22 protein-coding genes, 1 tRNA gene and 2 other RNA genes are annotated in these 20218 nt (G+C 57.8%); 21 read left to right on the forward strand and 4 right to left on the reverse strand.

What is annotated here, in order from left to right:
• The first annotated feature begins 14 nt into the window (after positions 1–14).
• The 9 genes from NE623_RS01175 (at position 15) to NE623_RS01215 (ending at position 7148) form a co-directional block, all read left to right on the forward strand.
• A complete protein-coding gene (locus tag NE623_RS01175) occupies positions 15–2414 on the forward strand; it encodes a homocysteine S-methyltransferase family protein (protein ID WP_256271027.1) in 2400 nt (799 codons plus the stop codon).
• A 137-nt stretch (positions 2415–2551) separates the two neighbouring features.
• Positions 2552–2651, forward strand: an RNA gene (gene ffs / locus NE623_RS01180) — signal recognition particle sRNA small type.
• Positions 2652–2715: 64 nt separating this feature from the next.
• Positions 2716–4449 (forward strand): DNA polymerase III subunit gamma/tau, encoded by a 1734-nt coding sequence (gene dnaX, locus NE623_RS01185; RefSeq protein WP_256271026.1) that lies wholly within the window; start codon positions 2716–2718, stop codon positions 4447–4449.
• 21 nt (positions 4450–4470) lie between these two features.
• Positions 4471–4812, forward strand: coding sequence for a YbaB/EbfC family nucleoid-associated protein (locus NE623_RS01190; protein WP_256271025.1), 342 nt, complete (start codon positions 4471–4473; stop codon positions 4810–4812).
• A 10-nt stretch (positions 4813–4822) separates the two neighbouring features.
• Entirely contained in the window at positions 4823–5419 is a 597-nt protein-coding gene (gene recR, locus NE623_RS01195) for a recombination mediator RecR (RefSeq protein ID WP_256271024.1), read from the forward strand.
• A gap of 71 nt (positions 5420–5490) precedes the next feature.
• Positions 5491–5958 carry an SsrA-binding protein SmpB gene (gene smpB, locus NE623_RS01200; protein WP_256271023.1) on the forward strand — a complete coding sequence of 156 codons (468 nt, stop codon included), beginning with the start codon at positions 5491–5493 and terminating at the stop codon, positions 5956–5958.
• 51 nt (positions 5959–6009) lie between these two features.
• Positions 6010–6362, forward strand: a transfer-messenger RNA (tmRNA) gene (ssrA, locus tag NE623_RS01205).
• 61 nt (positions 6363–6423) lie between these two features.
• Positions 6424–6972, forward strand: coding sequence for a GNAT family N-acetyltransferase (locus NE623_RS01210; RefSeq protein ID WP_256271022.1), 549 nt, complete (start codon positions 6424–6426; stop codon positions 6970–6972).
• A gap of 99 nt (positions 6973–7071) precedes the next feature.
• A tRNA-Pro gene (locus NE623_RS01215) sits at positions 7072–7148 on the forward strand.
• Positions 7149–7229: 81 nt separating this feature from the next.
• Here NE623_RS01215 and NE623_RS01220 read toward each other — a convergent pair.
• A complete protein-coding gene (locus NE623_RS01220) occupies positions 7230–8075 on the reverse strand; it encodes an SDR family oxidoreductase (RefSeq protein ID WP_256271021.1) in 846 nt (281 codons plus the stop codon).
• Between the two features lie 209 nt (positions 8076–8284).
• Here NE623_RS01220 and NE623_RS01225 point away from each other — a divergent pair, with 209 nt between their 5' ends.
• On the forward strand, positions 8285–9616 hold the full coding sequence (locus NE623_RS01225) for an MATE family efflux transporter (protein ID WP_256271020.1): 1332 nt from the start codon (positions 8285–8287) through the stop codon (positions 9614–9616).
• 60 nt (positions 9617–9676) lie between these two features.
• Here NE623_RS01225 and NE623_RS01230 read toward each other — a convergent pair whose 3' ends face one another.
• From NE623_RS01230 to rpmB, 3 genes are all read right to left on the reverse strand, one after another.
• Positions 9677–10870, reverse strand: coding sequence for an ATP-grasp domain-containing protein (locus tag NE623_RS01230; RefSeq protein ID WP_256271019.1), 1194 nt, complete (start codon positions 10868–10870; stop codon positions 9677–9679).
• A gap of 28 nt (positions 10871–10898) precedes the next feature.
• On the reverse strand, positions 10899–11072 hold the full coding sequence (locus NE623_RS01235) for a DUF4250 domain-containing protein (RefSeq protein ID WP_256271018.1): 174 nt from the start codon (positions 11070–11072) through the stop codon (positions 10899–10901).
• 76 nt (positions 11073–11148) lie between these two features.
• Positions 11149–11337 carry a 50S ribosomal protein L28 gene (gene rpmB, locus NE623_RS01240; RefSeq protein WP_040917667.1) on the reverse strand — a complete coding sequence of 63 codons (189 nt, stop codon included), beginning with the start codon at positions 11335–11337 and terminating at the stop codon, positions 11149–11151.
• 215 nt (positions 11338–11552) lie between these two features.
• Between rpmB and NE623_RS01245 the strand changes: the two genes are divergently transcribed.
• The 11 genes from NE623_RS01245 (at position 11553) to NE623_RS01295 (ending at position 20217) form a co-directional block, all read left to right on the forward strand.
• Positions 11553–12209 (forward strand): site-2 protease family protein, encoded by a 657-nt coding sequence (locus NE623_RS01245; protein ID WP_256271017.1) that lies wholly within the window; start codon positions 11553–11555, stop codon positions 12207–12209.
• Positions 12210–12213: 4 nt separating this feature from the next.
• Positions 12214–12939, forward strand: a complete 726-nt coding sequence (locus NE623_RS01250; RefSeq protein ID WP_256271016.1) for a segregation and condensation protein A — start codon at positions 12214–12216, stop codon at positions 12937–12939.
• Positions 12936–13511, forward strand: coding sequence for an SMC-Scp complex subunit ScpB (gene scpB, locus NE623_RS01255; RefSeq protein WP_256271015.1), 576 nt, complete (start codon positions 12936–12938; stop codon positions 13509–13511). The genes NE623_RS01250 and scpB overlap by 4 nt, the downstream gene beginning before the upstream one ends.
• Before the next feature lie 6 nt (positions 13512–13517).
• Positions 13518–14354: a hypothetical protein gene (locus tag NE623_RS01260; RefSeq protein ID WP_256271014.1), complete on the forward strand. Its 837-nt coding sequence runs from the start codon at positions 13518–13520 to the stop codon at positions 14352–14354.
• A 34-nt stretch (positions 14355–14388) separates the two neighbouring features.
• Positions 14389–14778 (forward strand): GerW family sporulation protein, encoded by a 390-nt coding sequence (gene ytfJ, locus NE623_RS01265; protein ID WP_256271013.1) that lies wholly within the window; start codon positions 14389–14391, stop codon positions 14776–14778.
• Between the two features lie 14 nt (positions 14779–14792).
• Positions 14793–15602, forward strand: coding sequence for a pseudouridine synthase (locus NE623_RS01270; protein ID WP_256271012.1), 810 nt, complete (start codon positions 14793–14795; stop codon positions 15600–15602).
• Positions 15603–15742: 140 nt separating this feature from the next.
• Entirely contained in the window at positions 15743–17065 is a 1323-nt protein-coding gene (locus NE623_RS01275) for a carboxyl transferase domain-containing protein (protein WP_256271011.1), read from the forward strand.
• A 31-nt stretch (positions 17066–17096) separates the two neighbouring features.
• A complete protein-coding gene (locus NE623_RS01280; RefSeq protein WP_256271010.1) occupies positions 17097–17477 on the forward strand; it encodes a biotin/lipoyl-containing protein in 381 nt (126 codons plus the stop codon).
• A gap of 22 nt (positions 17478–17499) precedes the next feature.
• The gene (locus NE623_RS01285) at positions 17500–18903 is read left to right on the forward strand and encodes an oxaloacetate decarboxylase subunit alpha (RefSeq protein ID WP_256271009.1); all 1404 of its coding nucleotides are present in this window, start codon (positions 17500–17502) and stop codon (positions 18901–18903) included.
• 165 nt (positions 18904–19068) lie between these two features.
• Complete coding sequence (locus tag NE623_RS01290) at positions 19069–19947, forward strand: YicC/YloC family endoribonuclease (RefSeq protein WP_256271008.1); 879 nt, start codon at positions 19069–19071, stop codon at positions 19945–19947.
• Positions 19948–19962: 15 nt separating this feature from the next.
• Positions 19963–20217, forward strand: a complete 255-nt coding sequence (locus NE623_RS01295) for a DUF370 domain-containing protein (protein WP_256271007.1) — start codon at positions 19963–19965, stop codon at positions 20215–20217.
• Position 20218: the final 1 nt, after the last annotated feature.

A 20218-nucleotide genomic window follows, 5' to 3' on the forward strand; every position in this document is an offset into this window, starting at 1 on the left:
TAGGGGAGAATCTTATGCAGATTCGTGAAGTTTTTGACCGCAAGCGGTTTGTTTTTCTGGACGGCGGCATGGGCACCCAGCTGCAGGCACGCGGCCTGCAGCCCGGGCAGAAGCCGGAGCTTGCCGCGCTGGAAATGCCCGAAACGCTGACCGCCATCCACACTGACTATATCAACGCGGGTGCGGATATTCTTCTTGCCAACACCTTTGGCGCCAACGCCAAAAAGCTGGTGGGCTGCGGCCATACTGTAGAGGAGGTTGTCACTGCCTCCATCGCCTGCGCCCGCAGGGCTGCCGACCGCACCGGTGCGCTTGTTGCGCTGGACATTGGCCCTCTGGGTGAGCTGCTGGTTCCCGCCGGCACACTGAGCTTTGAGGATGCCTACGCGGAATTTGCACAGGTCATCCGCGCCGGTGCAGCGGCCGGGGCCGACCTTGTCTTTCTCGAAACAATGACCGATTTGTATGAGCTGAAGGCCGCCATTCTGGCCACCAAGGAGAACTGCACCCTTCCGGTTTTCACCTCGATGAGCTTTGAAAGCCGCGGCCGCACCTTCACCGGTTGCACCGTTGAAAGCTATGCCGTGACCGCGGTCGGCCTCGGCGCGGACGCCGTGGGTATCAACTGCTCTCTCGGACCCAAGGAGATTCTGCCCTTTGCACAGCGGCTCTGCCGCAGTGTGCCTGCGGGCGTGCCGGTCTTTGTCAAGCCCAACGCAGGCCTGCCCAACCCGGACGGCAGCTATAATCTTGACCCGGATGGCTTTGCCGCCGAAATGAACGCCTACGCCGCCATCGGTGTTTCGATGGTGGGCGGCTGCTGCGGCACCACCCCCGCCTTTATCGCCAAGCTGCATGAGAGCTTTTGTGCTCTTACCCCGGCAGACAAAATTCCTGTCCGCCGCAGTTGCCTGTGCACGCCGGTGCGCTTTGTGGAAGTGAAGGGCATCACGGTTGTGGGTGAGCGCATCAACCCCACCGGCAAAAAACGGCTGCAGCAGGCTCTGCGGGATGGCGATATGGCCTATCCCTGCACGCAGGCCGTGGCACAGGCCGAGGCTGGTGCACAGGTGCTGGATGTCAATGCGGGCCTGCCCGGCATTGATGAAGCCGCCACGCTGGAACAGCTAGTCAAGGACATTCAGGCCGTTACCGACCTACCTCTGCAGCTGGACTCCTCCAACCCGGAGGCCTTGTCCCGCGCACTGCGCATTTATAACGGCAAACCCATCGTCAACTCGGTCAACGGTGAGCCGGAGACGCTGGAAAAGATACTGCCCTTGTGCAAAAAGTACGGCGCCGCTGTGGTGGGCCTTGCGCTGGACAAGGGCGGTATCCCGCCGACGGTGGAGGGCCGTGTTGCCATTGCCCGGCGCATCGTGGCTGCCGCCAACGCTGCGGGCATCCCGAATGAGGATATCTACATTGACTGTCTCTGCCTGACCGCCAGTGCCCAGCAGGAAGCCGCTGAGCAGACCCTGCAGGCACTGACCCGCTGCAAGCGGGAGCTGGGTGTGCGCACTGTGCTGGGTGTGTCCAACATCAGCTTCGGCCTGCCGTGCCGCGGCTACCTGAATACCACCTTCCTGACAATGGCCATGTCGGCAGGGCTGGATTTGGCCATTATGAACCCCAACACCCCGGAAATGATGGCCGCTGTGCGCGCTTACCGCGTGCTGACCTGCCAGGACCCGCAGAGCAGCGACTATGTTGCCGCCTATGCCGATGTGCAGATTCAGACCACCCAGACCAGCAAATCCGCCGTTGCCGAGATTAGCACTACCGCCCCGGGCGGTGACGCACTGTTTGAGGCGGTGCGCCGCGGCCTGAAGGCCGAAGCGCACGCCGCTGCACAAGCCGCATTGACGATGCGCGAGCCGCTGGACGTTGTCAACACCTCACTGATTCCGGCGCTGGACGCCGTGGGTGATGGCTTTGAAAAGGGAACTGTGTTCCTGCCGCAGCTGCTGCAGGCTGCCACCGCCGCGCAGGCCGCCTTTGAAGCCATCAAGGCCAAAATCGCCGCCTCGGGCCAGCAGCAGGGCAGCAAGGGCAAGATTGTGATTGCCACGGTCAAGGGTGACATTCACGACATTGGCAAGAACATTGTGCGCGTTATTCTGGAAAACTACGGCTATGATGTGCTGGATCTGGGCCGTGATGTGGACCCGGAGCGTGTTGTGGAGGCCGTGCGCCAGACCGGCGCAAAACTGGTGGGTCTGTCTGCCTTGATGACCACCACCGTGCCAAGTATGCAGGCCACCATTGAGGCCCTGCACGCTGCCGGGCTTGACTGTAAGGTTATGGTGGGCGGTGCCGTGCTTACCCCCGACTATGCCCGGGATATCGGTGCCGACTACTATTGTAAGGACGCCAAGGCCAGCGCCGATTTGGCCAAGCAGCTGCTGGGCTGATTTGCAAGCCATAAGCCGCTATTTTCCGCAGGATTGCACCCTTGCAGGAAGATTGACGGAAAACGCTTGCATTTATCCCGGACTTATTGTATAATACTAAAAGCGGACAGGGCTGAATTGCGCTGTTTCGCGTACAGATGCAGGTCCCGCGCGTGGACAGCCTGTGAACCATGTCAGGCGGGGAACCGAGCAGCATTAAGCAGCGCTTGCCCAGTGCCGCGGTCAAGCCTGCATCTGTACGCCAAGCAGCGCAGCCGCGTGCTCTGCCCGCTGTTTTTGTATATTCTCGGGAGGTGGGCAGATGTACCGCGCATTATACCGCAAATGGCGTCCCCAGCGCTTTGCTGACGTTGTGGGGCAGACCGCCATCGTCACGGCGCTGCAGAACCAGATTGCCGCCGGGCGCATTGGCCACGCCTACCTGTTTACCGGCACCCGCGGCACCGGCAAGACAACCTGTGCCAAAATCTTTGCCAAGGCGGTCAACTGTCTGGACACTTCCAGCCCCGACCCTTGCGGCGAGTGCGAAATCTGCAAGGGCATTGACTCCGGCGCAATTATGGATATCATTGAGATGGACGCCGCCTCCAATAACGGCGTTGACGATATCCGCGACCTGCGCGATGAGGTTGCCTATCTGCCCTCCGTCTGCAAATACAAGGTCTACATCATTGACGAGGTGCATATGCTCTCCACCGCGGCGTTCAATGCGCTGCTGAAAACGATGGAGGAGCCGCCCGAGCACGTCATCTTCATTCTGGCTACCACCGAGGTACAGAAGGTTCCCGTCACGATTTTAAGCCGTTGCCAGCGGTATGATTTTACCCGCATCACGGCGGACGATATTGCAAAACGTCTGCTGTATGTGGCCGAGCAGGAAAAAATCGAGCTCGATGAGAACGCCGCGCAGCTCATCGGCCGTCTGGCTGATGGTGCCATGCGTGATGCATTGTCCATTCTGGACACCTGCGCCGGTGTTGACAACAAGGTTGATGAAGCTCTTGTCCGCCGTATGGCAGGCGTCACAGACAGGGGATACCTGTTTGAAATCAGTGATGCCATTGCCGCCGGAGATTCTGTCACTGCGCTGGAAAAAATAGCCGAGCTGCGCCAGCAGAGCGTGGATATGCGCCGCCTGTGCATGGAGCTTGCCAGCCATTACCGCAACCTGATGCTTTGCACTCTGCCGGGCGGAACCGCTTTGCTGACCGGCATTTCCCCAGAGGAGGAGGCTGCCTACACCCAGCGCCGGGATTTTCCCCAGCGGGAGGCCATCCGCGCTATCAACGCCTTTGGTGCCGCGCTTGAAAAGATGAGCCGCGGCACAGACCAGCGCATCGAGCTGGAGCTGGCTGTCTTTTCGCTCACCCAGCCGGAGGCGGCCACCGCGCCGGTTGTGGTGCAGGCCGCACCGGCAGCCGCTGCCCCGCAGGCCTTTGCGTCTGCACCGGCTGCCTTTGTCTCTGCACCACCGGTGCAGACCACGCCGAGCGTTGTGCCTCCTACGGTTTCCGGCACGCAGCCTATCCCTGCGCCGCCGGTCTCTGATGCACCGGACGATTTGCCACCGCCCATTGATGATGACCCACCGTTCCTGCAGCCGGAGCTGAAGCCAGCACCGAAACCGGCCGTACAGCCTGCACCGCAGGCGGCGCCCCGCCCGGCTGTGCGCAAGGCCGAGCCGCCGCGGCCTGTCGGCCCGCTGGAGCCTTTTGGCTTCTGGCCCGCCGTGCTGGCCGATTTGGAAGAGAATGATGCCATGCTGATTTCCTTCCTGCGCGGTACCAAAGCCTATTGTGACGGCAGGCGCGTTCTGTTTGAGTGCAGCGATGCCTTCCGCGATTATATCCGCAACAACAACGAAGTCAAAAAGCAGTTGCGGGAAGCCATCTACCGCGTATCCAGAATCAAATACAACATCGGCCCCTATGAGGAGCCCAAGGATACATCCGCCAGCACGTCTGCTGTCAGCCTTGACGAAACCCTGCACACCATGCAGGAGCTGGGTGTGGATTTAAAAATTGTTGATAAATAATCTTTTTTTGGAGGAATACCCATGAAAGCAAGAATGCCCAAAGGCTACGGCCGTCCCGACCCCAACGCCATGATGCGTCAGGTTCAGAAAATGCAGGAGAGCATCCGCGCCAAGCAGGAGGAGCTTGAGGCCAAGGAGTACACCGGCACGGCCAGCGGCGAGATGGTCACCGTCACGATGAACGGCAAGCATGAGATTACCGCCGTCAAGCTCAAGCCCGAGGCTGTTGACCCGGAGGATATCGAAATGCTCGAGGACCTCATCGCTGCTGCCGTCAACAGCGCAGTTGCTGCCGTCGACAAGGACTCCGAGGAGGAAATGTCCAAGATGACCGGCGGTCTGAATATCCCCGGTCTGGGCTGAGAGGCACACTATGTTTCAAAAAGTTGAGCCGCTGGAAAATCTGGTGGATCAGTTTGCCCGCTTTCCCGGCATCGGCCGCAAAAGTGCCGTGCGCATGGCCTATCAGGTTATGTCCATGCCGCCGGAGCAGGCCATGGAGCTGGCGCAGGCTATTGAGCACGCCAAGAAGGATTTGCACCGTTGCCGTATCTGTCAGGACTACACCGCCAGTGAGGTCTGCAAAATCTGTGCTTCCCAGAAGCGCGACCGTAGCGTAATCTGCGTGGTGGAAAGCCCACGGGATATCAAATCCATTGAGCGCACTCATGAATACAACGGTCTCTACCACGTGCTGCACGGCGCCATTTCCCCGATGGACGGCATTGGCGCGGACCAGCTCTGCATCAAAGAGCTACTGGCCCGGCTGAATGACACCGTCAAGGAGGTCATTATGGCCACCAGCCCCACGGTGGAAGGTGAGGCTACCGCTATGTACGTTGCCAAGCTCATCAAGCCTCTGGGCATCAAGACGACCCGCCTTGCCTACGGCCTGCCGGTGGGCTCCAGCCTTGAATACGCTGATGAGACCACCCTGTACCGCGCCATGGCGGGCCGCGGCGAGATGTGACAGAAATTTCTTGACTTTTGCGCACAGGTGCGCTATAATCAATATCCTGCCAATGCAAAGGAGGTGCACCGATGGCGGAGGACAAAAGCGGAAAGAAAATGATTGCCGTCAACCGTGAGGTGCGCCATGAATACTTTGTGATTGAGGCGCTTGAAACCGGCATTGAGCTGGTGGGCACCGAGGTCAAAAGTCTGCGTGCTGGCGGGGTAAATCTGAAGGACTCCTGGGCCGATATTGACGATGGCGAGCTCATTGCCAAGGGGATTCACATCAGCCCCTATGAACAGGGCAACATTTTCAATAAAGACCCGCGCCGCCCGCGGCGGCTGCTGGCGCACAAGGCAGAGATACGCCGTCTGGGCCAGCAAATTAAGCTGCAAGGCTATACACTGGTTCCGCTGTCGCTCTACTTCAAAAAAGGGCGCGTCAAGCTGGAGCTAGGCCTGTGCAAGGGCAAAAAACTATATGACAAGCGTGCATCCGCTGCGGCACGCGATGCCAAGCGCGACATTGACCGCGCACTGAAAACGCAGCGATAAAAGTTGTTTTCACTTCACTTTCCCGGTGGGGGATTTCTCCACCGAATCTGCGGGGCTGTAATGGTTTCGACGGGGAGAGAGAGGCGTGAGCAGCGGGCCGTGGCGGTGACCCACGATAAAAGCGCCAACTTAAATTAACTGACAACAATTATCCTGTTGCCGTAGCTGCCTAATTAGGCGCTACCGTCCTGCCTGCGTTAGTACCGCGTGGGGTCAGGGCGTCGATTAGGTACTGAACGTGAACGGGCTTAAGCTTTGCGGCCCGGCATGAACTTATGAAGCTACCGCGGTGTAGTGCGCGTGTGTTCGCCCGCACCAAGGGAATTTCAATAAGCACACTGCGCCCGGAGATACTCTAACCGATTTCTTTTCGGACACGGGTTCGACTCCCGTCAGCTCCACCATTTCCCCCTTGCCAACCATCTGGCAGGGGGCTTTTTTGTAGCACTGAAAGGGGAAACGCCCATGCAATACCAAAAGACAATCACGCTGCGCGACGGCACGCCCTGCATCCTGCGGGGCACAAATAGCGCTGATGCCGCACAGGTACTGTCTATATTTAACCTTACGCACGCGCAGACAGACTTTCTTCTGACATATCCGGATGAGAGCAGAATGACCGTAGAAGAGGAGCAGCAGTACCTTGCCAAATCCGCCGACAGTGCTGACAGCATTGAGATATGTGCCATTCTTGATGGCAGGATTGTCGGCACGGCAGGCATAAGCGCGGTAGGTCACTTGGAAAAGCTGCGCCATCGTGCAGAATTCGGTATCTCCATTGATAAAGACTACTGGGGCCGGGGCATAGGGCGTGCCCTCACACTGGCCTGTATTGACTGTGCCCGCACCGCCGGGTATTCTCAGCTGGAGCTTGATGTTGTGGCCGAAAATACCGCCGCGCAGGCGCTTTACCAGAGTGTTGGCTTTGCCGAGTATGGCCGCAATCCCCGCGGCTTTCGCACCCGCAGCGGCCAGTGGCAGGAGCTTATCCTGATGAGAATGGAGCTTAACTGACTTTTTGTAAAAAAATGCCGCTTTTCTCCCGGAAAGGTATTGACATTTCTTTCCGGGTCAGCTATAATATACAAGCTGATTCGAGGCAGCTCGGTTCGACCGGGTGTAGCGCAGTTTGGTAGCGCGCTTGAATGGGGTTCAAGAGGCCGTGAGTTCGACTCTCGCCACTCGGACCAAACATTGGGCTGTCGGAATCAGCAAAACCGCCAAATCCAAAAGGGTTTGGCGGTTTTCTTTTTTCACTGGCTGTGCGCCGCTTACCTCCGCATCAGACCATAGTCCCGCAGGCAATGCACAAGGCCGGTCTGTGTATCCGAAAAGCCACAGCCAGCCGCTGTGCGCAGCTTTCGGCCGTCCATCAGCAGGCTGCGCGGCCAGTCCTGCCTTTCCAGCGCAGGGCTGATGCCCAGTATTTCGCAGGCGCGCAGCGCTGTTGTATACATATCACAGTCATTTTCGCTGCCGAAGTTATACACTCCACCGGGCAGCTCGATAGCTCGGGGCAGCAGCTCCACCGCCTCACGCACATAGGTGATACCCCGGTAATCGTTGACAGAGAAGCGCAGTGTCTGTCCATGCAGCGCTGCAGTATAAAGATTCAGCAGGAAGTTGCCGCGCACCGGCAGACCGTACCCGGGCAAATCGTACATCCATGTAGCGCGCAGCAGCACGGCATCGGGCAGAATATCCAGCACCCGCTGCTCGGCCTCCCACTTATGCCGGCCATAGACATTGGCAGAGGAAAGCGGCATTTTTTCATTAAACGGTCCGTGCTCCTTCAGGCCTGCATATACCTGGTCAGAGCTGAAGGCAACCAGTCCGGCACCGGTTTCTTTCGCAGCCTTGGCCATCCAGCACGGCAGTTCCACATTGGCGCGGTAGGATTCCTCCGGGTGCTGCTCACTGTAGGCGGTGTCGGAAATCGCCGCCGTGTGCAGAATGACATCCGGCTGTTCCCGGTGCACCAGCTCTTCCACAGCAGCTTTATCCGCTGCGGCCAGCATCCCTTTGGGAAAGGCGCACAGCGTGTATCTTCCGGCCAGCTGGCTCATAACGCGTGCACCGACAAAGCCGCCCGCGCCGGAGACAAGAATCTTTTTCATACAAGTACCTCACAGCACATAGATTGCCTTTATTGTACCGTTTTTGCGCAGTCTGCGCAAGCCGCTTGACAAAATCCGCATGGGTCTGTATAATGTAAGCACCTAAAACAAGGTGTGGATTTTTACAGTTCTGATACTACTTTTCGCCACACAGCGCTCCGAAAGCGGAGCGTTGTGTGGCTTTTTGCTGTGTCAAAAGGAGGAAACACGTGAACGATACCTTTATGAAAGAAAAGCCGATTTTTCCGCTGCTGACCAGTATGGCACTGCCTATGGTCATTTCCATGCTGGTCAGCTCGCTGTATAACATCGTAGACAGCCTGTTTGTGGCCCGCATCAGCGAGGAGGCCATGACCGCGCTCTCTCTGGTCTATCCGGTGCAGAATCTTATCAATGCCATTGCCATCGGCTTCAGCATCGGCATCAGCTCGATGATTTCCCTGCATCTGGGCGCAGGCAACCGCGACCGGGCCGACACTGCCGCCACCCTCGGTATGGCAATGTCCATTCTCCATGGCATCATTGCCTCGATTGTCAGCATTGCCATTATGCCGTCCTTTCTGGCGCGCTTCACAACGGATGAAACTGTCATTGCCATGGGCGTGACCTATTCCCGCGTGGCCTTTATGTTCGCCGTTATCATTATGGCGGCCATGTCCTTTGAGAAAATTTTTCAGGCCGTAGGCCGGATGAAAATCACCATGATTGGTCTTATGGCCGGTTCTGTCTGTAACATCATTCTGGACCCGCTGCTGATTTTCGGCATCGGCCCCTTCCCGGAGATGGGCATTGCAGGCGCTGCGCTGGCCACCGGCATCGGCCAGCTGGTCCCGGTCGTGTTCTATATCATCGTTTATTTTGTCAGCCCCATCCCGGTCAAGCTGCGCCGCAGCTGCCTGCGCCCCGACGGCAAAATGGCTTTGCAGCTGTACTCCATCGGTGTGCCTGCCGCTCTGAATCTGGCGCTGCCCTCGGTGCTGATTACCTTCCTGAATTCGCTGCTGGCTTCCTTCTCGCAGAGCTACGTGGTGGTGCTTGGCATCTACTACAAGCTGCAGACCTTCCTGTATCTGCCCGCCAATGGCATTGTGCAGGGCCTGCGCCCGGTCATTGGCTACAACTACGGCGCACGGGAGTATGACCGCGTCCGCAAAATCTACCGCACCGCTATGGGGATGTGCGCCGCCATCATGGTGGCGGGCACCGTGCTCTGTCTGGCACTTTCCGGCCAGCTTATCGGGCTGTTCAGCTCCAATGCCGAGACCATCGCTATCGGCACCACGGCCCTGCGTATCATCTGCATTGGCTTTATCGTGTCCACAATTTCGGTGGTTGTCTCCGGCTCTCTGGAGGGGCTGGGCATGGGTGTGCAATCCCTTATCATTTCACTGTGCCGCTATGTTGTCATCATTATGCCTCTGGCATGGCTGTTCTGCCATTTCATCGGCTCGGACGGCATCTGGAATGCCTTCTGGGTCACCGAGTTCATCACCGCCGGTATCTCTCTGGTGGTGTATCACAAGAGCGTAAAGATGGCGTAAACAAAAAACGCATAGACGCCCGATAGGGGAACGTCTATGCGTTTTTCTGTATCCGTTGTTTTACGCCTGCTCCTGCACGTAGTGGATGAATGCGTCACGCTCTGTGCTGGTGCGCACCACGGCGGTGTACATCCAGTCACCCATATCCAGACGCAGTGCCTGCGGGATGCGCTCATACATCCGCATACGGCTGCCATACTTTGCCATAATCTGTGCATGGGTGTGCTTGTACTGGTGGCAGTCGCGGCGTCCGGCGTAGACGCAGAAACACTTCTGCCCATTCAGGTCGGCGTTGCGCACCTCATCATAGCAGACCATATCGGCCCAGATCTGGTAGCAGTCCACCGAGTTTGCGTAGTTGATCATATCCGGCGTGTAGCCGCCGGCCGGGCGCATATTGACCTCCAGTGCCACATAGTCGCCCTTCTTGCCAAGGCCGGGCTTGTCCTCGTTCAGCTGGAAGAACTCGCAGTGAAAGAAGCGGCTTTTGGCCCCAAACGCCTTGATGGTGCGGAAACCCACGTTCTTCAGCGCGGCGGGCACTGACTTCTGGGTCCAGTAGCTCAAATCACCCTGCTGGCTGACAATATCCAGCATCGGGGTGGGGAACACATTGGAGGTATAGAACAGTGGCACACAGTGGCTGTCGGCCACACCGTCAAAGCTGACGATGGTACCGTTGATATACTCCTCCATGATATACGGTACCGAGTGCTCCTCGGCATAGAACTTTTTCAGCTCGGTAAAGTTGCGCAGCTTGTAGGTAGCCTCCGCACCGCAGCCGTTGTCCGGCTTGACGATGACAGGGTAGCCGACCTCCTTGATAAAGGCACGCGCCGCGGCCAGCGTGCTGACCATATGGTGGCGCGCCACAGGAACGCCCGCTGCGATGTAGCTTTCCTTCATCTTGCTCTTGTATTTGATGCGCTCGATGAAGTCATTTTTGGCGCCGGTGTTGATGTTGAAATCAGTGCGCAGCTGGGCATCCATTTCCAGCCAGTATTCGTTGTTGGACTCAATCCAGTCAATCTTGCCATAGTGGAAGGTGAAGTAAGCGACGGCACGCAGCATCTCGTCATAGTTGCCAAGATTGTCCACGCGGTAATACTCGGTCAGGCACTGCTTGAGCTCTGCCGGAATTTCATCAAACGGTGCATCGCCGATGCCCAGCACATTGACGCCGTTGCGGTGCAGTCGGTCGCAGAAATTCCAGTAGGTTTTGGGGAAATGCGGGCTGACAAAGATAAAATTCATCGAGTTCTTCAACTTCCTCTCTCAAAATTCACACAAAGCGGTTCTGTTCAGCGTTGTATTCGTAGCCAATCTCAGCCAGCGCCGCACAAATTGTCTGGCTGTCCGCACCCTCGCGGCCGCAGAAGGCCTCCAGAGAAGCATCGCGGTCACGCAGCTGGGTATTTACATAGCTCAACAGCATTACAGGGTCATGGGGGAGCATAGGCCCACCTCCTAAAAAAGCAAAATAAAAGAGAAAAAGCCGGTCACACGATGTGACCGGCATTTTTTCCTTCCAATCAGACCGCGCGGGTAACTTTACCAGAGCGCAGGCAGCGGGTGCAGGCGTAGATATACTTCGGGGAACCGTCCACGATCGCCTTCACGCGCTTGACATTGGGGTTCCAGGTACGGTTGCTCCGACGATGAGAGTGAGAAACCTTGATACCGAACGTGACACCCTTGCCACAGCAAGAACATTTGGCCATAATTGCTTGCACCTCCTTTTCAATAGCTTTAACAGTATAGCGTATACTGCGCGAAATTGCAAGAGTTTTTTGAGAAAAAATTTCGATTTTTTTCATAATTTTGCGCTTTTGTCTGATTTCAGCGCTAAATATTGTGTTTTGCGGCCCTGTAGGGCTTGTTTTGCCGCCGTTTCTACGATATAATAGACTAAGTTTAAATGGGGTGGTGTGTACTTTTGAATGGATTGTTGTCTCCGGCAATGATTGTGCAGTATCTGCTGCGCGCCGTTGTTGTGCTGATTGCCATTCCTTTTCATGAATCCGCCCATGCGCTGGCCAGCCATCTGCTGGGCGACGATACCGCTGTGCGGGCCGGGCGGCTCTCGATGAACCCGCTGCGCCACTTTGACCCGCTGGGTGCGCTGTGTATGCTGGTGGGCGGTGTCGGCTGGGCCAAGCCTGTCTCCATCAATCCGTACAACTACCGCAATCCCAAGGTCGGTATGGCGCTTTCCGCCGCAGCCGGGCCCGCCAGCAATCTGCTTCTGGCGTGGGTGTCGATGATTTTTTACAAGCTGTGCTGGTACAGTGGGGTGGGGCAGACCGTGCCCGCGCTGTCCATGTTCCTGTATTATATGGTGGCCATGAATCTGAGTCTGGCCGTATTCAATCTGCTGCCTGTACCGCCGTTTGACGGCAGCCGCATTGCCCTGCTGTTTCTGCCGCAGCGACTGTACTTCAAGGCAATGAAGTATGAACGGTACATTATGCTGGCTGTGCTGGCGCTGGTCTTTCTGGGGCTTTTGAACACGCCGCTTTCGTGGCTTGTCAACGCCATGTGGGGCGTTATGCTGCGCCTGACCGGCTTTGTGGAATTGTTGTGGGGGTATTGAGTTTTTGCCGGAAGTTCTGACATTTAAAATAGAAGATTTTGAGGGCCCGCTTGACTTGCTGCTCTATCTGGTGGGCAAGAATAAAATGAACCTCTATGACATCAACATCATGGAGCTGATTGAACAGTACACTGCCGCCATCCGTGAAATGCAGCAGAACCGCATGGAGGTTTCCAGCGAATTCATTGATATGGCCGCCCATCTGGTTCAGATGAAAAGCGCCCTGCTGCTGCCCCGCAGCCCAGAGGCGGAACGGATGAAGGCCGAGCTGACCGGACGCCTGATTGAGTACAGCGCCTGCAAGGAGGTTGCCGCCCAGCTGGGCAGCCGTGCCCGGGATTTGTACACGGTTGCGCGTGAGCCCATGCCCCTGATTGGCGCGGCCGAGTACACACGCCGCCATGACCCCAACTGGCTGGTGCAGGCGTGGTTCAACCTGATGGGTCGCAGTACCCGCAAGAAAAAGCCCACACAGGAAAAGTTCGAGCCTCTGGTCACCGCGCCCTTTGTCTCGGTGGCAAGCCGCGTTTCTCATATGCTGCGCGGTCTGCTCAAGGGCAGCCTGCAGAAAATGGGGGAGCTGTTCAGCCATGAGGAGAGCCGCAGTACGAACGTTGCAACCTTCCTCGCACTGCTTGAGTTGATACGCGCAGGCCGCGTGAAGGTTGATGACAGCGGCGCTCTGCAGCTTGACCGCACACACCGCAGAAGAAAGGACAAAACGCAATGACAGAACGACAGGAGCTGGGCTCGCTGGAAGCCATGCTGTTTGCCCACGCCGAGCCGGTGGAAGCCGCCCGTCTGGCGGATGCCCTGCGGCTTGACACCGAGGAGACCACCGAGCTTCTGCAAAAGCTGCAGAAGCTCTACGATGAACGCGAAAGCGGTATGGTTATCCTTTACTTTGAGCCCGACCGCTGGCAGATGACCACGCGCCCCTACTACGGCGAAATGGTCAAGCGGATTCTGGACACACGCCGCAATGCGCCGCTTTCGCCCGCTGCGCTGGAGGTGCTGGCGGTCATTGCATACAACCAGCCTGTTTCCCGCAGTTTCATTGAGCAGGTTCGCGGGGTGGATTCCTCGTCCACCGTCACAAAGCTGTTGGACAAGGGCCTTATTGAAGAAGCGGGCCGTCTGGATTTGCCCGGCAAACCTGTGGCCTTTCAGGTCACTGATACGTTTTTACGTGTATTTGGACTGGGCAGCCTCAATGACCTTCCGCCGCTTCACGGCGAGACACAGGACAACGCCGAGCCAGAGGAGGCCGAGGGCGATGACGGCCAGCTGGAATGGAAGTGATGCCCTATGGCAATTCTGCTGTTTATCCTGCGGCTGATTGGCTGGGTGCTGCTGGCGGTGCTGGTGCTGGTTCTTATCGCACTGTTTTTGCCGCTGGGGCTGCAGCTGTCCTATCAGCCCGACTCACTCCGGGTCGCAGCCCGCTATGGCCCGCTGCATTTCACCCTCTGGCCACACAGCGGCACGCGGGCCAAGCCTGCTGACAAGCCCGCAAAGCCTGCTGCACAGAGCCTGCCGCCCGCGGTCAGCAAAACTGTGGAGGGGGACAAAGCCTCTGTTACCGTGCGGGTGGAGCCAGAACAGCCCGCCGCAAGATGTGCACCGCAACCGACGACTGCCGGCACAAACGCAGCCCATTCAGCAGCGACTGCGCCAAAGCCAGAGCAAAAGGAAAAGGAAGAAAAGTCCACCGGCGGTTTGCCCCTTGGCATTTCGGCCCGCATTGACGCCGCCATGCAGTTGCTAACGGATGACCCGATGGCGTTTGCCCGCTGTATGCTGGGCCACACCGGCTGGCTGGGCAGGCAGCTGCTGCGCGCTGTCCGGATACGCCATCTGGACATATTCTGGACCGCGCACACGGAGGAGGCTTCCTCCACCGCCGAGCTGTACGGTGCGGAGCTGGCGCTTTTCAATAATCTGCTGGCCTTTGCCCAGCAGCGCATCTCGCTGCAAAGCGACCGTCTCTGGCTGGAGCCTGACTTTACCGGCCAGCGGGCGGGGGAGCGCACTGTCTCCTTTGAGCTGATTTCCTGCGCTGCGGTACTGCTCTGGCTGGTACTGCGGCTGCTGCATCGGCTGTGGGTTGACCCGCAGCTGAAGCCCGCTGCATCCCAATCGTAAACACATGGTTTTTATAAATAAGGAGGAAATTCCTATGGCTGAGCATCCTATTCAGGGCCTGATGGGCGTTACCATCGAAAAAATCCGTGATATGGTCAATGCCGAGACCATCATCGGCGACCCCATCCACATTGATGACACCACCATCATTCCCGTCTCCCGCGTAACCTTCGGGTTTGCGTCCGGCGGCTCTGACGTCGGGCCTAGCTCCAGCAAGCAGATGTTCGGCGGCGGCAGCGGCGCGGGCGTCTCTGTCACACCGGTGGCGTTCCTTGTTGTCTCCAACGGCAATGTGCGCACGGTTCAGCTGGTCGAGAAGGTCTCCGCGGTGGACAACGTCATTGCCTCTCTGCCCGAGTTGGTGGACAAGGTTGCCGCACTCATCAAAAAGGAAAAGCCGGACGCTAGCACGCCCGCTGAATAAGGAGTAACAATTCAATGGCAGAACAACGTATCCAGAAAGTCCTGGCCGACCAGGGCATTTGCTCCCGCCGTGAGGCAGAGCGTCTGATTGCCGCAGGCAAGGTCAAGGTCAACGGCCATCCTGTCACCTTGGGTGACAAGATGGACCCCGACTATGACAAGGTCATGATTGACGGCCAGACGCAGCGCATTGTCCGCAAGCGCCAGTACACCTATATTATGCTGCACAAGCCCCGCGGCTACCTGACAACACGTTCCGATGACCGCGGCCGCAAGACCGTCATGGATCTGGTCTCTGACGTGCCCGCCATGCTGCGCCCCGTCGGCCGGCTGGACAAGGACAGTGAGGGCCTTCTGCTCATGACCGATGACGGCGCGTTCATCAATATGCTGACCCATCCGTCCGGCGGTGTGGGCAAGCTGTACCGCGTCACCGTCAACCCCCGCGCCACCGAGCAGCAGATTATTGAAATGTCCTCCGGCGTTGTGCTGGACGATGGCGTCAAGACCAAGCCCTGTGTTATCCACGTTGTTGTGGACGAGCCCGGTCGCAGCGTTCTGGAAATCACCCTGCATGAGGGGCGCAACCGCCAGATTCGTCGTATGTGCTCTGCCGTAGGCTTGCAGGTTGTGCGCCTGCGCCGCAGTGCGGAGGGGCCGGTCAAGCTCGGTATGCTGCAGCCCGGTGAATACCGTGAGCTGAAGAAGAGCGAAATCAATGCCCTGCGCAACGCGGCCATGAAATCCTCCGGAAATGCGGAGAAGCGCCCCGCCGCCCCCGCACGGCGGCCCGGCCCGCTGAAAAAGCGCACAAATTCCGACTAAAATTGCAGAAAATTCTGAAAAACGTGCAAATTTCCACTTGTGAAACGGCAATCTTTGTAGTATACTTTACTTTAAATGGCGGATTTTTTGTAAAAATATTTTTATAAAAAACAGTCAGCTTTACCATAGGAGGAAACTGTATGGCAGCAAATAAGCCCGGCAAGGCAGAGATCCTTGCAGCATTTTTTGATGACGGCACCAGCACGCCGCTGTTTACCGACGGCGCTGTCAGTGCCGCTTACGGCTGTGCAAACGGCCAGAACACCTACGTTGTGTTTGAGGACGGCTCTCCCGTCAGCGTACAGGATATTGAAAAGAATATCCGTGTGCTGGAGATGGCCGCTGAGACCGGTGCACCGGTCGTTACGTTCTATGATTCCACCGGCGCCAAGCTGGAGGGCGGTCTGGCACTGCTCAACGCCAACGCCCGCCTGACCGCGGAGATTGCCCGCGTTTCCGGTGTTGTGCCTCAGGTTGCCGTTGTCATCGGCACCTGCGCAGGCAGCAACGCTATCAACGCCGCCGCCGCGGACGTCTGCGTCATGGCTGAGGACGCCGAGCTGTTCCTGAACGCTCCGTTCAACGCCGAGGACAAGGTTGCCAATGCCGGCTCTGCAGAGTTTGCAGCCAAGGCCGGTGTTGCCGCTGTCACCGCAAAGGACGCCGTGGAGGCTGCCAAGCAGGCCGCTTCCATTGTCGCCCTGCTGCCCGCCAACAATCTGGCCGGCCCCGCACTGTTCGACTTTGCCGCCCCTGCCAAGGCTCTGGATTTGGTGAAGTACACCGCCGCTGGTGCTGTGGAAGCTCTGGCTGACGAGGGCAGCGCCGTGGAGCTGTACGCTGGCTACGGCAAGAACATCGTCACCGCGCTGGCTACCATCAACGGCAGCGCCGTCGGCATTGTTGCCACCGAGAAGAAGGCTCTGTGCCACAAGTGCACCGCCAAGGCTGCCCGCTTTGTCCGCCTGTGCGACGCCTACAGCATCCCGGTTGTCACCGTTGTGAACACCGAGGGCTTCGGCCGGAGCGAGGGTGATGACGAGGCTGGCGGCATCCGTCAGGCTGCCCGTATGGCCGGTGTCTACGCCGAGGCTACCACCGTCAAGGTTGCCATTCTGGCTGGCGAGGCCGTCGGCCCTGCCTACACCGTCTTTGCTGCCTCTGCTGACTGGCGCGTGGCTGTCAAGGGCTGCACCGTGGCTCCGTTGGCCCCCGAGGCTGCCGTCACGGTTCTGTACAAGGACGAAATCTTTGCTTCTGACAACATCGTCAACGCTACCAAGGCCAAGGCTGCTGCCTACGCCAAGGAAGTCTGCAGTGCTGAAGCCGCTGTGGCAAACGGTGCCGCTGACGCAGTTGCCGATGCTGCCACCGCCCGCGCCGCTGCTGCTCAGGCTCTGGATATGCTGGCCAGCAAGCGCGCTGTTCGTCTGGCCAAGAAGCACGGCAATATCACGCTGTAATCATCAACCTTGAAATAGGGAGGATATTTCTATGAAAAACCTGATTGTTACCGTTAACGGCGTTGCCTATAATGTCACCGTTGAGGAGGGCACCGGTGCTCCTGTTGCCGCCGCTGCTCCCGTTGCTGCTGCCCCCGCAGCCGCCCCGGCTCCTGCCGCTGCTCCTGCACCCGCTGCAGCTCCCGCTGGTGCTGCCGGTGCCGTCTCTGTCACCGCTCCCATGCCCGGCAACATTCTGGATGTCAAGGTCAAGGCGGGTGACTCCGTCAAGGCCGGCGACACCCTGCTGATTCTGGAAGCCATGAAGATGGAGAATGAGATCAGCGCCCCGCAGGATGGCACCATTGCCAGCGTCAACGTGCGCAAGGGTGACGTTGTCAACTCCGGCGATCTGCTCATCACCATGAACTAATAGAAAGGCCGGGTGAATCACATTGGCTAAGAAACCCATTAAGATTACTGAGGTTGTCCTGCGTGACGCCCATCAGTCTCTGCTGGCCACCCGTATGACGATGGACGAAATGCGCCCCATCCTGCCCGAAATGGACAAGATTCCGTATTTCTCCGTTGAGTGCTGGGGCGGTGCTACGTTCGATTCCTGCATCCGTTTCCTGGATGAGGATCCGTGGGAGCGTCTGCGCATCCTGCGCAAGGAGCTGCCCCACCAGAAGCTGCAGATGCTGTTCCGCGGCCAGAATATGCTGGGCTACCGCCCCTACGCCGATGACGCTGTCGAGTATTTCGTACAGAAGTCCGTTGCAAACGGTATCGACGTCATCCGTATTTTTGATGCTCTGAACGACCCTCGCAATCTGCGGACTGCCATCAAGGCAGCCAACAAGGAGGGTGCTCATGTACAGGCCTGCATCAGCTACACCCTGAGTCCTGTGCATAACAACGAGTATTTTGCCAACTACGCCAAGACTCTGGAGGAGATGGGCGCTGACTCCATCTGCATCAAGGATATGGCCGGTCTGCTCAAGCCCTACACCTGCTATGATCTGGTGTCCGAGCTGAAAAAGACCGTTAAGATTCCTGTGGACATCCACAGCCACTATACCGCCGGTCTGGCTTCCATGTCCATCCTGAAGGGCATCGAGGCTGGCGCTGACATTGTGGATACCGCTATGAGCCCGCTGGCTCTGGGCACCTCTCATATGCCCACCGAGAGCTTGGTTGCTGCCCTGCAGGGCACTGACTATGACACCGGTCTGGATCTGAACCAGCTGAATGTTGTCCGCGCTTACTTCAACAAGCTGCGCGAGAAGTACATTGCCAACGGCCAGATTAACCAGAAGTCTCTGGGTGTTGACGCCAACACGCTGCTGTATCAGGTTCCGGGTGGTATGTTCTCCAACATGCTCAAGCAGCTGAAGGACGCCGGTAAGGAGGACAAGCTTCAGGAGGTTCTGGAGGAGATTCCTCGCGTCCGTGAGGATGCCGGTTACCCGCCGCTGGTCACCCCGACCAGCCAGATTGTTGGCACGCAGGCCGTCTTTAACGTCATCATGGGTGAGCGCTACAAGATGGTCACCAAAGAGTTCAAGGGTCTGGTTCACGGCGATTATGGCAAGACCCCTGCCCCCATCAAGAAGGAGTTCAGCGACTTCATTCTGAAGGGCGATGAGCCGATTACCTGCCGCTTTGCCGACACCCTCGAGCCTGAGATGGAGAAGCTGAAGGCTGAGGCCTCCAAGTACGCCATCCAGGAGGAGGACGTCCTGACCTACGCAATGTTCCCGCAGGTTGCGCCCAAGTTCTTTGAAAAGCGCAACGCCCGCCTGCAGGGTGTGGATGCTCTGCACGCCGACTACGAGAACAAGTCTCATCCCGTCTGATTGTACCTTCGCCGTTCCCGCTTTGCTGCGGGGACGGCTTTTTGTTTTCTATGTTTTTTGAGAAATTTTCCGCGTGAAATTTCTCAAATCGCCGTTGTCAGCCTTGCATCTAGCGCCCAAAAATAGTACAATATACAATATATGTTGTTTTACGAGGTGTAGGTTATGGTTTTGAGCATGACAGGATATGGCCGCGCCGGTGCGCTGCTGCATGGCCGTGACATCAAGGTCGAGCTGCGCAGCGTCAATGCGCGTTTTTTTGAGTATTCCTCGCGTCTGCCGCGCTCCTGCGGATTTCTGGAGGATAAGCTGAAAAAGCTCGTTGCCTCCAAAGTCAGCCGCGGCAAGGTCGAACTCAGCCTTTCCATCCAGACTGTCACAGCCGCAGACACCGTTGTCACCGTAAACTGGCAGCTGGCGGAAGGCTATCGCGCCGCGCTCCATGCAATGGCCGAGCGCATGGACCTGAAAAATGATATTTCTGTCGGGATGCTCTCCCGCTTTCCCGATGTCCTGACCCAGACCGCCGCCCCCACGAACGAGGACGAGCTGTGGGAGGATGTGAAGTCTGTGGCCGAGCAGGCGGTGGATGCCTTTGTTGCCATGCGTGCCGTTGAGGGCGAGAAGATGAAGGCCGATGTAGCAGGCCGCCTGACAACGATTGAAACGCTGGTCGGCCAGATTGAGGAGAACAGCGCCGGTCGCGTGCAGGCCTACAGTGACAAGCTCTACGCCCGCCTGCAGGAGCTGCTGGGCGACCGCAATATTGACGAAGGCCGCCTTGTGACGGAGGCCGCCATTTTTGCCGACAAGACCGCCATTGATGAGGAAACCGTCCGCCTGCACAGCCACGTTGCACAGTACCGCCAGATTCTGGAGCTGGATGAGCCCATCGGCCGCAAGCTGGATTTCCTGACGCAGGAGCTGAACCGCGAGTCCAACACCATCGGCTCCAAATGTCAGGACGTTGCCATCACCCGGCTGGTTGTGGAGCTGAAATCCGAAATCGAAAAGATTCGTGAGCAGATTCAGAACATCGAGTAACAGGGGAGGTGCGCTGTGAAGCTGCTGAACATTGGCTTTGGCAATATGGTCAACGCTGACCGCATCATCGGCATTGTCAGCCCGGACTCCGCCCCTATCAAGCGTCTGGTGCAGGACGCCCGCGAAAAGGGTGCCCTGATTGATGCCAGCTATGGGCGGCGTACGCAGGCCGTGCTTATTATGGACTCCGACCATGTGATTTTGTCCGGCATCCCCTTGGAAAGCATCACCGGGCGTGCCGCTGAAGAAAACGAAGAAAAGAGGAAGTAAC

The organism is Gemmiger formicilis (genome assembly GCF_024462815.1).
Classification (GTDB): Bacteria; Bacillota; Clostridia; order Oscillospirales; family Ruminococcaceae; genus Gemmiger.